The organism is Alistipes dispar (assembly GCF_006542685.1).
GTDB classification, from domain to species: Bacteria; Bacteroidota; Bacteroidia; order Bacteroidales; family Rikenellaceae; genus Alistipes; species Alistipes dispar.
Window position 1 is genome coordinate 570,604 of sequence record NZ_AP019736.1, and the last position, 13,625, is coordinate 584,228.

Sequence of the window (13,625 nt, forward strand, 5' to 3'; positions counted from 1 at the left end):
TCCGACCATGAAACGACTGCTCACCCTCCTCGCAGCCTGCATCGCAGCCTGCGCCGCCACGGCCCAGAGCCGCATCGAAACCTTCACCTTCCGCAGCGCCCTGCTCGGCGCCGAAAAGACCTGCTCGGTCTATCTGCCCGCCGGCTACGACGACTCGGGGCGGAGCTATCCGGTGCTCTACCTGCTGCACGGCGCCAGCGGCTACCACGGCGACTGGGCCGAAAAGGGCAACATGCGCCAGATCGCCGACGAGGCCATCGCCGCCGGCACGGCGCTCCCGATGATCGTCGTCATGCCCGACGCCTCGGGTACGGGCGAGAACTACACGGGCGACCGCATGGGATACTTCGACGTCCCGGGCTGGCCCTACGAACGCTTCTTCTTCGAGGAGTTCGTCCCGGCCGTCGAACGGCGCTACCGCATCTGCGGCGACAAGGCCCGCCGCGCCATCTCGGGTCTCTCGATGGGAGGCGGCGGCACGGCGGTCTATGCCCTGCGCCACCCCGAACTCTTCGGCTCGGCCTGCCCGATGAGCGGTCTTCTGGAAGCCTACGGCGACCCGGGCGAGAACGCCTTCCGCCGTTCGGTGGCCGAGAACAACCCCGTGCAGATGGTCCGCGACCTCTCCGACGCGGAGGCCGCCGCGCAGCGCACCGTCCGCTGGTGGGTGGACTGCGGCGACGACGACTTCCTGGCCCTGGCCAACATCCACTTCTACGAGGCCATGCGCCTGCGCGACATCCCGCTGCAATACCGGATGCGCGACGGCGGCCACACGTGGCGCTATTGGCAGACCGCACTGCACGACATCCTCGCCTTCGTTTCGGTCGGCTTCGCCGAATAGATCCCGTCGGAAAGCCCCCTCGCAAACCCGGGCAATCGCCCCGGAACGGGTCCGGATGAGGGTCCGGGTCACACATGCCGCCCCTCCCGCGGGCGGCATTTCTTCTACGAACGCGAATTCTCCGGGCGACCGGGTCCCTGCGCAGTCCGGCTTCATGTCGTTTCTCACGGGCTCCGTCCCGTAGAAAACCGAAGCGCAGCGAAAGCCGTATCGGCTAATTCGCTACGCTTCGCTCAATTCTACCATCCCGCCGTGCGTTCATTTGTTTCAACGCATCGGCAAGAGCTCTTTCATTCGAAATCGGTCATCGGCCCGGCACGCACCGGAAACAGCCGGGACCATTGCCGATTTGACCCGTCATTCGCTTTTCAGCCGCAGGCCATTCAACTTGATGTAAGTCCGGTCGCCTCCCGAAATCGCGCGGAGCAGGATATCCTCCCCGCAGGTCAGCTCCCGCTTGTCGTCCGACACCCCGAAACGCAGGTCGATGCGCTCCGTTCCGCGTCCGTCTGCCGTGCCGACGAGCACCTGAGAGATCAGCAGGGTCCGGGTCGCCGGGTCGTAGGTATATACGCACGCTTCGTCCGTCACGTCCGTATCCCTGAACCAGACGGTATCGTAAACCGTAGCCTTGAATTTCGCATATCCCTGCTTTTCGTTCCCGCTGAAATCCGAGTCGAGCCGGATCGTAACGGAACCTTTGGTCGGCTCATTGCCGAAGATCGCGATTGCCGAATCCTTGTCGAACGAGGCGGAAAATACGCTGGGACCGTCCCATACGCCGGATGAAACCGCCGAATAGGTCATCTTTTGCATGTCGATCGCAAACTCGCTCCGTTCCGCCCCGGAGACGAAGGCGACGACCGATCCCTGAAGCGTGTAAGCGCCTTCCGCATCGCCATAGACGGCGTGTCCGAATCCGTCGAGCGTGAGTTCCGGTCCGCTGCCGCTTCCGGGCCTGTAAGTCCCCGCCTCTTTGCCGCGCAGGGTGAAGACGGGGATTCCGGTCTCCGGATCGTACGAATAGCGGAACAATGCGGCGGTCTCGTCGGAAACCGTCGCCTCCGAATTTTCACCGATGCTCGCCCCCTTCTCGAATTCCAGATCGACCGGCCGGGCGCTCCGGGTCCCACGCTCGACATAGTACCAGCTTTTCGCACCGGCCCTGTTCAGTTCGATCAGGTAACGGGAGCCGTACGAATCGCTCGCCGCACTGACGAATTCGAAGTCGGCGGTACTCGTGAAATAGTATTTGACATTGTCGGGCTTGTCGTCTATCAGGTCGTTGATATACACGAACGCGTCGCCGCCTTCGAACCAGCTGCCGCCGGCTCCGAAATCCATTTCTCCGTAGCCGTCGTCGCTGAACTCTGCGAGATATTCGAAGCGGTTTTTCGCTTCGTCGAATTCATAGCAGCCGTCGAAATCGAAGCGGTTGGCATCCGTCGATTTTACGAAATACGAGGTATTCGTCTTCAGTTCCATCGAGAATTCCGACGAGTTGCCCCGGATAACCTGTGTCTTGGAAGCCGTAAGCTGGAAACCTTTGTATGTTCCGACGAACGGCTTGCCGACGTAGTCGGTTTTCTCGACGGCGGACGTTTCGATCAGAATCGGCTCGTCCGGCATGACGCAGGACCAACATTCGCCCATATCCGGATCGTCGGTCTGATACGTGTACTCGATATTGTTTCCCGTGGTCTGTCCCGTGATCTTCACCTGACCGTCATAACCCAGGTCCGCGCTCCACATGAATTTGACTATGCCGTACATACATTCGTCGAATACCGGGGGAACCGCCTCCCAATCGTCGCAACAGTTGAGCATCCGGAGACTGGTGTGTTCACCCTGTTTGAGCGAGATGAGGTGTCTTTCCAGATCGGTCGCCACCGTGAGCGTCACCTCCTCGGCCGGCATCGTGAAACGGTATTTCCAGGTGACGGTCCCACTGGAGACCAGTTCGCAGGGAGTGTCGTTGAACAGACAGGCCGAAACGGCGAACATGCCGTTCGTCACGACGATTTCGACGTCCACGACTTCGCCCGCTACGGCCGTTTTGGCGACGGCGACGGTATATTCTTGCGAAACAGGGGCGTTGATCGGGTACTCTTCGGGCTTGAACTCCTGGATAATGACTCCTAACGTGACGTCCCGTTCGGGCATGACGAATTCGAACGTACCGCCCCGGGTGTCGCCGGCAACCTGCTCGCAGGCCACGCCGTTCGCGGAGACGAACTTCAGGTAATGGTTTTCGCTGGTGACTTCGACCTCGACGGATACCGTCTCTCCGGCTCCGGCGGCTGTCGGAGCGGTGATCCTGTAATACGCCGCCATTTCGTTCTGGGATACGGAAATGGCGTACGGCTTTTCATTCACTTCGGAGTCGCTGTCGTCACACCCTCCCCCGACGAGCAGGGCGCACAAGGCGAAAAGGCCGGACAAGGCTTTGAAATACGAGTTTTTCATGGGCGTAAGTTTTTAAGATGGCAATCGGGTTGGAAAAAATCCGTTCCGCGGCCGAATCATTCGCATCGCTTCATGCAGGGCATCATGCCGTTCCGGTTATCCGACCGGTCACGGCACAAGGCGATCCGAAAAACTGTTCCGGTCGCAGAACGGATTTCGCGGAGAGGACGGATGCGGCGAGTTACAGCATCCGCTTCATTTCCGGCGAAGAGCCGGCACGGGACGTCCGGGCATCGCGCACGTCGTCCGGAATCGTCGTCCGGGAATATACGCTGGTTTCGGCCGGCTCGGTCCGGGCGGTCATCGTCAGGGTGTTCCCGTCATTCGTCAGTTCGAAATCGTAACCGCTGCCCCAGCTCTCGCCGTCGTCGTACACTCCGGTCAGCCGGGTTCCGTCGATCGAATAACGCCCGGTGTATCTGGTGTAGTCCGACGTTTCGACCTTCTGGTAAAGTCCGAATGTCGCTGCCGAAGTGAATTCGACATATACCTCGAATCCTTCGGGAGCACTCTCCGACCAGGAAGTGAGGCGCCATTCGCCTACGATTTCCGACTGAATGTTGGGGGCGTCGTCGTCATCCGAGCAGCTTGCGGCGAAGATGCCGAGCAGGGAGAAAACGAGCAGATGATAAAGATGTTTTTTCATTGCAAGCACTGTTTTTATAACCAACCTCCGTTTGCTGCGCCGGCCGAACGGGCGATGACGGCGAATTCCTTGGTGACGACCATGCCGCCCATCACCACGCCCGTTCCGGGTTTCGTGCCGCCGGCTATCGCCGAAACCTTGATTTTGGCCGATCCGGGTTTCGTGCATTTGATCATCAGTTTTCCATTATACATTTTGGGAGCCGCCTTGATGCCGAGCTTTTCCATATCCTTGGCCGACATCCGGATATCGGTGTAGGTGAGGTCTTCGGCCCCCTGTCCGAAATGCTGCGTCAGCGGAATGAGCTGCACCTCGCCCACTGCGACCCGCAGACAGGGCGTTCCCTCGATCTGCATGAGCAACTGATAGGCGTCGGTAATGCCGGTGCCCATTTTGCCGCGGTAAATCGACACGTCGGCGATCGTGGCCTTCGAGCCTTCGCCCAGCCGGGAGTCGATTTCATTGACCGAGGTGAGCAGCATGGTCTTGAACTCGTCGAGAGAGAATTTCTTCCCCTTCTCCAGGGCATAGGAGAGGCCGAGTGCGGCGACGCCCGAGACGTGCGGGCAGGCCATCGAGGTTCCCTGCATGTAGCCGTAATCCGCTCCGTTGCTCGTTTCGGAGCAGAGCGTCGAGAGTACGCCGGCCTTCTCGCCGCCGCTCAGACCGCTCGTTTCGCCGCCGGGGGCCGCGATATTGCAGCCGGGACCGTAGTTGGTGTAGTTGGCCGGCAGGTAGTCGGGCGAAAACGAGGTGACGGAGATATAATCACGATAACCCGCCGGATAGCCGGACATGGCCGTCGATTCGTTGCCGGCGGAAAAAACGATCAGTCCGCCGTCGAGGGCCTCGCAGTTCTTCTGGGCGGCGAAGTACTGGAGCGCCTCGTAGTCCATCGGCGATCCCTTGATGAACATGTTGTCCGACGTGTATATTCCCGCCTTGACGCCCCACGAGCACTGGAGGATGGAGGCGCCGTGATCCGCGGCGTATTTTATGGCGCGGCTCGACACGAGGGCGTCGCCCGTCTGGTCGCCCGAGAAGATCTGGCACGACATCAGACGCACGCCGTCTCCGTTGCCCGTACCTCCGGCCACGCCGCAGACGCCGATGCCGTTGTTATTGACGGCGGCCACCGTGCCCGCAACGTGCGTTCCGTGGCCCGAATCGCCCTTCTGACCCCATGAAATGGGGCCGTCGGCAGCGAAGTTCCATCCGTGAATGTCCTGGCTGTTGTATTCGGGCGAAGGGTTCGGATTGGTCCACATGTTGGCCGCCAGATCCGGATGAGTGTATTTCACCCCTTCGTCCACGATGGCGACGATGACTTCGGGATTGCCTGCCGTGAGCTTCCATGCGTCGGCCACATGGATGTCGGCTCCGGCCACCGATGTCGTGGCGACGGCCTGGTCGGCATTGTTGATGTAATGCCACTGCCAGAAAAGATTCGGGTCGTTGAAATCCGCCGTGACCAGGGCGCGGGTCCGGTCGCCCGCCGTCGCGTGGAACGGATAGGTTTTGCAGTCGGAAGCCCGGTAGAGACGGGTGCGGAACTGCACTTTCGAGATTTCGGCGACACCCGCGAGTCTTTCGGCCGCCTTGTCGAGGTCCTCCTCCGCTGCGAACCGGAGCACATACCATCTGTGAAGCCCCGCCGCACGGGTGCGGGCCTCGTGTTCGCCGGCTTCGGGGAAGACGCGCTCCAGCGAGGTGACGTGCAGGTCGGTCAGGATCTCATCGACGGATGCGATGCCCGAACGGGTCAGCGCCGAACGGGTCCCGGCCGCATTCAGTGCGTACTGTTCGAGACCGGAAACGGCTTCTTCGCCGAATTTTACGATGAGCGAACCGGCCACGGCATCGTCCGACGTATTGCAGATTTTGCCCGAAGTCTCGATTTCGGGAGCGGAATCCCCGCGGTTCGGTATCTCCTGCATGGGGTCCGTCGAGCAGGCGGCCAGCAGCAGGGAGGCGAAAATCAGGAGTTTCGTTTTGTTATGCATATATCATGCTGATTTTTGAGTCCGGCAGGTTGTTTCTGGCTTGGAAAAAAGGGAGAGGCCGGCACTTGCCGGACGACCGGCCTCTCCCGATCCGATATTACTTGAGCGTGACTTCGGCAGCGGCCGTTTTCCGGAACCGGAGTTCCGACCCCGAACCGTCCGCGCGCCGCACGGCATCGCTGAATCCGACCGCAGCCCTTACGGCTTTCGCTTCGGGAGCCGATGCGGGCAGGAATCCTTTCGCACAGTCGGTCGGCACGGTTTTGACGGAGCCGCGTCCTGCGGAAACGGAGAATTCGGGCCGTTCGACGCAATTCCGCGGCTGCCGGAGCTCTGCGGCCATTCGGCGCAGTTCTGCGATCCGCTCTGCGGCCAGTTCGGGAATGCCGCCCATATCCTTGGCGGGATCGACGAGCAGCATGTCCGTAAGGATCGAATAGGGGGTCGTCGTACTCAACGTATATAGATAACGGAACGTGGCCCCCTGCTCGACATAGTTCGGGGTGGGCACGAAATAGATGTAACCGTCGGCCACGGCGCCTCCGATGAACGGATAATTGACCGCATAGAGGGCTTCGGGGTTCTCCTCCGAGACGCAGCCGGAGATGATGTCCTCGCCGTTGATGACACCGATCGGGTCCTGCGAAAGCATCGGAGAGATGGCGCCGGTTATGCCTGCGAGCGGAGCCGAGGCCGGAACGTAAACCGCCGGAATCTGGCCGCCTTCGTCGAACGTGAGACCGGTAAGCCCCGTAATGGTCAGCAGATCGACCGAACTGTCTTCCGTCGGATCGTCTTCGATGGTCACCGTGCCGATCTTCCGGCGCATCTGCTTCTCGTCCATGACGTTGATGGCATAATAGTTCCATTCGGTCGAAATCAGGTACTCCTTCGAGGGCTGCTCGTCCTGCGGCAGGAAGTCCGAGTAGAGGAACTCGCTCTCCAGGCCCGGGTTGTATTTGCCGGTGGTCCGGATGGACGCCGTGAAGAGTTCGCTGACATACCCGTTGCTGGCCAGTCCGGCGAACGTGTACTCCGTGTCGCCGTTCAGCCCCGTGAGCATGATGCTGTAATGTCCGCCGTTGATGGCATCGAGCTGCTCTTTGGTGAAATCCTTGCCCATCTGCTGGAGGAAAGCCGTCATGTCCAGTCCCTGGATGGCGTCCGTCTTGAAGACTCCGTACTTGACGGATTCGATCTCCTCGCCGTAGGCCCAGAATTTCGCCGCATTGTCCGTCGTAATGCCCTGTCCCGCGAATTCGTTCGTGGCTTCGAGCCCGATGTTGAAGATGACGGAAACCTCGTCGCCCTTGGCGACATATCCGAACGGAATGGAGGCATAGCCCTGCATTTTCAGGTTCTGCGACGCCGTTTCGCCGCCCTCCGAATTCGCCTCCTCGTCCGAACCGTAGATACAGCCTACGAGCGTGTACTTGCCCGTGCCGCCTTCCAGATCCTGCACGGAAATCGTTCCCGAAGCGGTGATTGTCCTGATGAGTTCCGCGGCGATCTTGCCGTCGGCCATCTCCTGTGCCTTGAGGCTCGCCTCGCCGTCGCTCAGACTGCCCGTGAAGATCGCATAGCGGAACTCCCGGGTGTCCTCGGAGAGGGTGGCGCCGATTTCGACGACTCCGTCCGCGGGTTCGCCTTTGGTGAGGGTCACCGAGTAGTCGTAAACCCTGGCTCCGGGAAGCATGATCCGCTGCAAGCCGTTGGCGTTGGCGTAGAAGAATTTACCGGCATATTCGCCTTCGCTCGGTTCGAGCACGATACCCTGCGCCGGGAAGGTAATCACGCCGTTCTTGAGCGTGCCATATTGTCCGGCCGACTCGTCCATGGCGAAATTCTCCGGCGTCTGCGATGCGATGTACCACTCGCCCATCTCGGCAAAGAGGGTCAGGCCGGTTGACTGGTAGGGAAAATAGACCTTGTTCGGATCCGAAGCATCGACATAGGTCCAGACTCCGCGGTTCTCGTGACTTACCTGTCCTCCGGCGAAGATGTTCATCAGCTCCGGCGTGTAGGCCTTCATGCGGTAATAGCCCTTCTTGTCCGAACGCTCGTAGATTTCGAGTTCGATTTCGGGATTCGGATTGGCATTGGGATTGTCTATCGAAGCGAAGTTGCCCAAAATGTCGTCGCGGTAGCGGCCTTTGGTCGCGCCGGTCTTTTCGTCGGTGACCAGCTCCCATTTGGCCAGCACGAGCGATATCGAGAGGGTCACCTTGTCGGGACCGTAAACCGAGGCGTAGCGCGGATCCTCGATGTCGATGTCGCAGGTGTAAGTCGTGCCCATTTGGGCATTGGGGAAGCTGACCGTAAAGGTCGTCTCCTCCTCGCCGGCATCGAACACGATCGGCTCGACGACGAAAATATCCTCGACGTTGGCCTTCACGACGACCGGAACGACGATCGGATCCACGGTATTGCGCCGTTTGACCGTATAGGTCGCCTCGGTCTGGGCGCCCGGTTCGAACTCCAGATCGGTCCGCGCAGACTGCTTCTTCGGGAAATAGACACCGTAGCAGTCGGGATCCTCCGCGGTTCCCCGGGTATAGTTCACATCGTCCTTGCAACCGGCCAGAACGAAGAGAGCCAGCAGGAACGGTAATATATGCTTGAATGTCTTCACGGTAATTTGCTTTTAAATTTGACAGCTCGGTCGCAGATGGTCATCAGCCGTTCCACGGCTTGACCGTCTGCGAAGGATCGGGATTGTTCTGCGTGGCAATGACGGGATTGTTCTGCGTCTCGCCGCGCGTGATCACGAAGTTCCAGTAGGGCGCGCGCCCTTCCGTGTTCAGCCGGTACGAATTGGGAGAGTTGGTTCCCACATAGCCCCGTCGGGTGGACATGTCGAGCCGCTTCATGTCGAACATGACGATGCCTTCGCCCCAGAACTCGATGCGCTTCTGGAGCATCAGCTCGTTGGTGAAACTTTCGACCGACGACGACATGTTCGTACAGTCGTAACCTCCGCCCACGATACGGTGGCCGTTCATGAACTCGTTGAGCAGACGGATGCCTTCGCCAAGATTTTCATGCGCCCTGGCCTCGGCCTCGATGAAGTACATCTCCTCGACGCGCATGTAGGGATGGTCTGCGGCTCCGCCGACCTTGAAATCCTCATAGGCGCCCTGCGCCGGACGGAACTTGATGTTCGCGTAATCGGGCAGTTCATTGAAGTATTCCTTGCCCTCTTTGCGGCAGCTTTTGTAGTCGTAGGACTCCTTCTCCGGGTCTTTGCGGTCGGGATCGAGCCACGAATGACGGCGGAAGTCGCGCAGGTCGATACTGTTGTAGAGGTTGCTGTTGATGCAGCGGCAGGCGTCGTTTCCGTAGGCGCTCCACGCGTTCTCGGTGCTCATGTGCGCCGTGAAGCAGAAGAGGTTGGCGACGCTCTCGCTCGGCAGGGCGAGGCCCCAGATCCAGGCATTGTTCGACGTAGCGCTGTTGAAGCCGTTCGTGGGGTCCTCCCACTGCTCCTGCGTCAGGGGCGTGCAGCCGCTGGCGGTGATGGCCTGCCGGGCGTACTCGGCCGCCTGCGCATAAGCGGCATTGTCCTCCTTCGCCGTGCCCCGCTCGAGCCAGGCCCGGGCCTTCAGTCCGTAAACCAGCGCCAGGCTGATCGTGTACTTGTCGGGGGCCGTAAAGCCGCTCAACAGCTCTTCGGCCTTGTCCAGGTCGGGGAAGATCACCTTGTCGTAGATGTCATCGACCTTGGCGCGGGGGTTGTTCTTGGCCTCGGCCTCGGTGGTCTCGGGCAGTACGACGGGCACGCCCAGCCCGAGAACCTCGGGCGCTTCGGTGTAGTTGTTCTCCTTGAACTCGTACAGACGCACCAGATCGAGGTAGAACATGGCCCGATAGGCGTAGGCGAAGCCCAGATAGGACTTCTGCGTGGCGTCGAGCGAGGAGAAGTCCGAGGCGTCGATCTGCTTGATGACGTTGTTGGCCGCCATGATCCACGCATAGTAGTTGTTCCACGTGAGCGCGCCCACGGCATAGTCGGCCCCGAGCGCTTCGTTGGTTCCCCACTGTGCGAACCAGTCGTAGCCGATATTGCCGCCGATGGCGATGTCGCCCGTCATGGATTCCGTGGCGATATGGATGGCCGGCAGGGCGAAGTCCCAGGCTTGGCCATCCTGTGCGTAACCCGCGGAACCGGCCTGTACGAGCGAGGCCGGAATACCCTCGATCAGCGTTTCGAGGGTCACCTGATCCTCGGTGGCTATTTCATAGGGGTCGGCTTCTTTGATGCAGCTGCTTGCCAGCAAAGCCGCCGCCAGCGTCGCGAGCGTTATGTTTGTCGCTTTTTTCATAGTATATCGTTTGTCGTAAAGTGATTGAGGCCGATTAGAATTGGATGTTGATGCCGCCCGAAATCGTCCTTACGGGCGAATAGGTGGCCTGGCTCGTCGATCCCGAATAGGAGTAGCGGGGATCGAATCCCTGACGCTTGGACCAGTACCAGACATTCTCGCAGGCGAGATAGACGCGCACCTTCTCGATTCCGACCTTCTTGGTGAATTTCGCCGGCAGCGTGTAGCCGAAGTTGATGTTCTGCAGGTTCAGATAAGAGGCATCCATGAGGAAACGATCCGACATGTTGTTCTGATCCTTGTCTTCATACTGCAAACGCGGGATGTCCGACGACGCATTGTCCGCCGACCATGCCTTGAGGATGTCCTTGTGCCAGTTCATGCCCGTCGTCTTGTTGGCCGGCGAGTACATGGCCGCCGCATAGCCCGAGTCGTAGGCCAGACCGCCGATCTGGTAGGTGAAGGCCACGCTCAGGTCGAAGCCCCGGAAATTGACGCTCGTGCCGAAACCGCCGTAGAGGTCGGGAATAGGGTCGCCGCAGAGATAGTCCGACGCCTTGGCATATTCGGTCGTCGTGACGCGCTTGCCCGTGGGGTTGCCCTTGTCGTCGGTCTCGTCCATATACCACATCGAAAGGCCCTCGTCCGAAACACCGGCATATTTCCTCATGTAGAAAGTGTACATCGGCAGCCCTTCTCCGAAGAAAGTGGAGCCGCTCACATAACCGGAGTAGCCATCGACCTGCTTGGTCCGCCGTTCGGGCGGCAGCATGGTGATCTTGTTGCGCAGGTGCGTCATGTTGAGGTTGATGTCCCACTGGACATGCTCCCGCCGGATCGGCGTAAAGTTCAGCTCGATCTCGATACCGCTGTTGCGCATGTCGCCCACGTTGGCGTAGTAGGACGAATAGCCCAGCGACGGAGCGACCGGGAACGACAGCAGCATGTCGGTCGTCTTGCGGAGGAAATACTCGACGCCTCCGGAAACCGTACCGCGCAGGAAGCTGAATTCCACGCCGGCGTTGAAGTTGGAGTTGGTCTCCCAGGTGATGTTCTCGGAGCCCTTGGCGTTGAAGACGGTCGATACCTTTCCGTTGGCGTTTTCGATCGTGTAGGTGTTCGTGTAGCGGAAATTACCGATGTTGTCGTTGCCCTGCGAGCCGATCGAGGCCTTCAGCTTGAGGTTGTCGAGCCATTCGTAGGTGCTCTCCATGAAATTTTCCTTCGAAATGATCCACGCGCCGCCCAGCGACCAGAAGTTGCCCCAGCGGTGGTCGGGATGGAAACGCGACGAGGCGTCGCGGCGGTAGGAGGCCGAGAAGAAGTACTTGTTCTCGTAGTCGTACATGACGCGGGCGAAATAGCCCTCGTTGTTGTACTCGGTGCGGTAGGAATTGGCCGCCTGCTTGTCGATGATCGCCCCGGCCAGCTCGTCGTTGTCCTGCGTCAGCATGTTGCTCTTGGAAGCCGACAACAAGTAAATGCGGTTCTGGTAGGACTCGTGGCCCAGCATCACGTTGATGTTGTGCGGGCCGATTTGCTTGGTGTAGTTGAGAATCTGCTGCAAGTTGAGGTCGAAATTCCGCTGATGGCCTTTCGAAACCGATCCCTTTTCGCTGGCGAACTGTCCGAACCAGGGATTCAGAACGCTCGTGGAGCGGGTTTCGTCGAGCGAAACGCCGGCGTTGAACGTGAACTTGAAGTCCTTGAGGAACGTAACGTCGAAGTAGGCCGTGCCGTTGAAGGCGTTGCCTTCGGCCTCCTGCTTGTTGAGACGCGAATCCGAGAGGGCGTTGCTGTTGGGGAAGAGCGAACGCTCCATGCCGGCGTTGTCGCCGTTGCCGTAGTCGTAGAGCTTGATGCCGTCTTCGTTGTACCTGATGCGGCCCTCGCCGTCGCGGATGTAGAGCGGATAGATCGGACCGACGGCCGTCGTGTAGGCGAAGACGTTGCCCGACGAGTTGCCGGCGCCGCTGTCGTCGATCTGGTTGTAGCGGAAATGCGTGTAGTTGGCGTTGGCGCCGAACTTGAGCCACTTCTTGGCCTGGTAGTCCACGCGCAGACGGGTCGTATAACGGTCCATGTCCGAATTGTAGGCGATACCTTCGTTGTTCAGGTAGCCGAACGATCCGTAGATCGAGGCGTTCCCGGTCTGGCCGGAGATCGAAGCGTTGTACTCCTGACGCAGGGACGAGCGGAAAGCCGCATCGGTCCAGTCGTCGGGACGGACGTAGTACTCCTTGCCCTCATAGACGAGACGGCGGCCGAGAGTCGCAGCGGGATTGACCTTGCCGTTGATGCCGATGAACTCCTGCCCGGAGGGAACCGTATAGACCATATAGCCCAGCCCTCCGCCGCTCGCGGACGACGTAAGGGTCTCATTGGCGCGCAGATGCGCCTCGCCGGCACCCATGTCCGAATCCATGTAGTAGTTTTTCAGCGCGCTGTAATGCAGTTCGTAGAATTGCGCCGGGTTGGTGATGTACGCATAGTCCTGGACGGCGCGCGAATTGACGCCCCACTTGGCGTCGATCGTCACGTGGGCCTCCTGCGACTTGGCTTTTTTGGTGGTGATCATCACCACGCCGTTGGCGCCGCGGGCGCCGTACAGGGCGTTCGAGGCGGCGTCCTTCAGCACGGTCATCGACTCGATGTCGCTCGGGTTGAGGTTGTTCAGGTCGCCCGAATAGGGCATGCCGTCCACGATCCACAGCGGGTCGTTGCCGGCGTTGAGCGAACTGAAGCCGCGGATGCGGATCGTCGGGCTCTCTCCCGGCTGTCCCGAGGTGTTGGCGATCTGCACGCCGGCGACCTTTCCGGCCAATGTCTGCGCCACGTTGGACTGCTGCGACTTGGTGATGTCGTCCGACTTGATGACGGCGGCCGAACCGGTGAAGGCCTCCTTCTTCGCGGTACCGAACGCCACGACGATCACGTCGTCGATGGCCTGCGTGTCCTCTTTCAGGACGATGTCGATCCGGGTTTGCGACCCCACCCTGATCGTGTGGGACTGATAACCCATGAACGACACGACCAGCACATTGTCCGGTGCGGCCTCGATCGAAAAAACGCCGTCCGCACCGGAGGTCGTACCCCTCGTAGTGCCTTCGACCACAATGGTGGCGCCGACGATGCCGGCCCCCGCATGATCTTTGACCGAACCCGTAATCTCCCGTTCCTGCGCATGGGCGGACAGGAGCAGGCCGAGAACAGCCATCCATGATAGAAAGATTTTTTTGGTCATAAATGCGCCATTTTAACGCTGGTAAAAAAATTGATTGTAGAAAATTCGTTGTCTTCGTGTCCCGGCGCGGAGCCGAAACATATCCCCCTCCCCTTCCGGG

Annotated in this window: 7 protein-coding genes; 1 reads left to right on the forward strand and 6 read right to left on the reverse strand. The window is 59.9% G+C overall.

Annotated features, from left to right (window positions below):
* Positions 1-7: 7 nt before the first annotated feature.
* Positions 8-844, forward strand: coding sequence for an alpha/beta hydrolase (locus tag FME97_RS02680; protein WP_141427745.1), 837 nt, complete (start codon positions 8-10; stop codon positions 842-844).
* Positions 845-1,201: 357 nt separating this feature from the next.
* Here FME97_RS02680 and FME97_RS02685 read toward each other — a convergent pair whose 3' ends face one another.
* From FME97_RS02685 to FME97_RS02710, 6 genes are all read right to left on the reverse strand, one after another.
* Positions 1,202-3,310, reverse strand: coding sequence for a hypothetical protein (locus FME97_RS02685; RefSeq protein ID WP_141427746.1), 2,109 nt, complete (start codon positions 3,308-3,310; stop codon positions 1,202-1,204).
* A 181-nt stretch (positions 3,311-3,491) separates the two neighbouring features.
* Positions 3,492-3,956: a lipocalin-like domain-containing protein gene (locus FME97_RS02690; protein ID WP_141427747.1), complete on the reverse strand. Its 465-nt coding sequence runs from the start codon at positions 3,954-3,956 to the stop codon at positions 3,492-3,494.
* A 14-nt stretch (positions 3,957-3,970) separates the two neighbouring features.
* Positions 3,971-5,959: a S8 family peptidase gene (locus tag FME97_RS02695; protein WP_141427748.1), complete on the reverse strand. Its 1,989-nt coding sequence runs from the start codon at positions 5,957-5,959 to the stop codon at positions 3,971-3,973.
* Positions 5,960-6,056: 97 nt separating this feature from the next.
* Positions 6,057-8,591 carry a hypothetical protein gene (locus FME97_RS02700; protein ID WP_141427749.1) on the reverse strand — a complete coding sequence of 845 codons (2,535 nt, stop codon included), beginning with the start codon at positions 8,589-8,591 and terminating at the stop codon, positions 6,057-6,059.
* A gap of 43 nt (positions 8,592-8,634) precedes the next feature.
* The gene (locus tag FME97_RS02705) at positions 8,635-10,281 is read right to left on the reverse strand and encodes a RagB/SusD family nutrient uptake outer membrane protein (RefSeq protein WP_141427750.1); all 1,647 of its coding nucleotides are present in this window, start codon (positions 10,279-10,281) and stop codon (positions 8,635-8,637) included.
* 34 nt (positions 10,282-10,315) lie between these two features.
* Entirely contained in the window at positions 10,316-13,498 is a 3,183-nt protein-coding gene (locus tag FME97_RS02710; RefSeq protein ID WP_141427751.1) for a SusC/RagA family TonB-linked outer membrane protein, read from the reverse strand.
* Positions 13,499-13,625 lie beyond the last annotated feature (127 nt).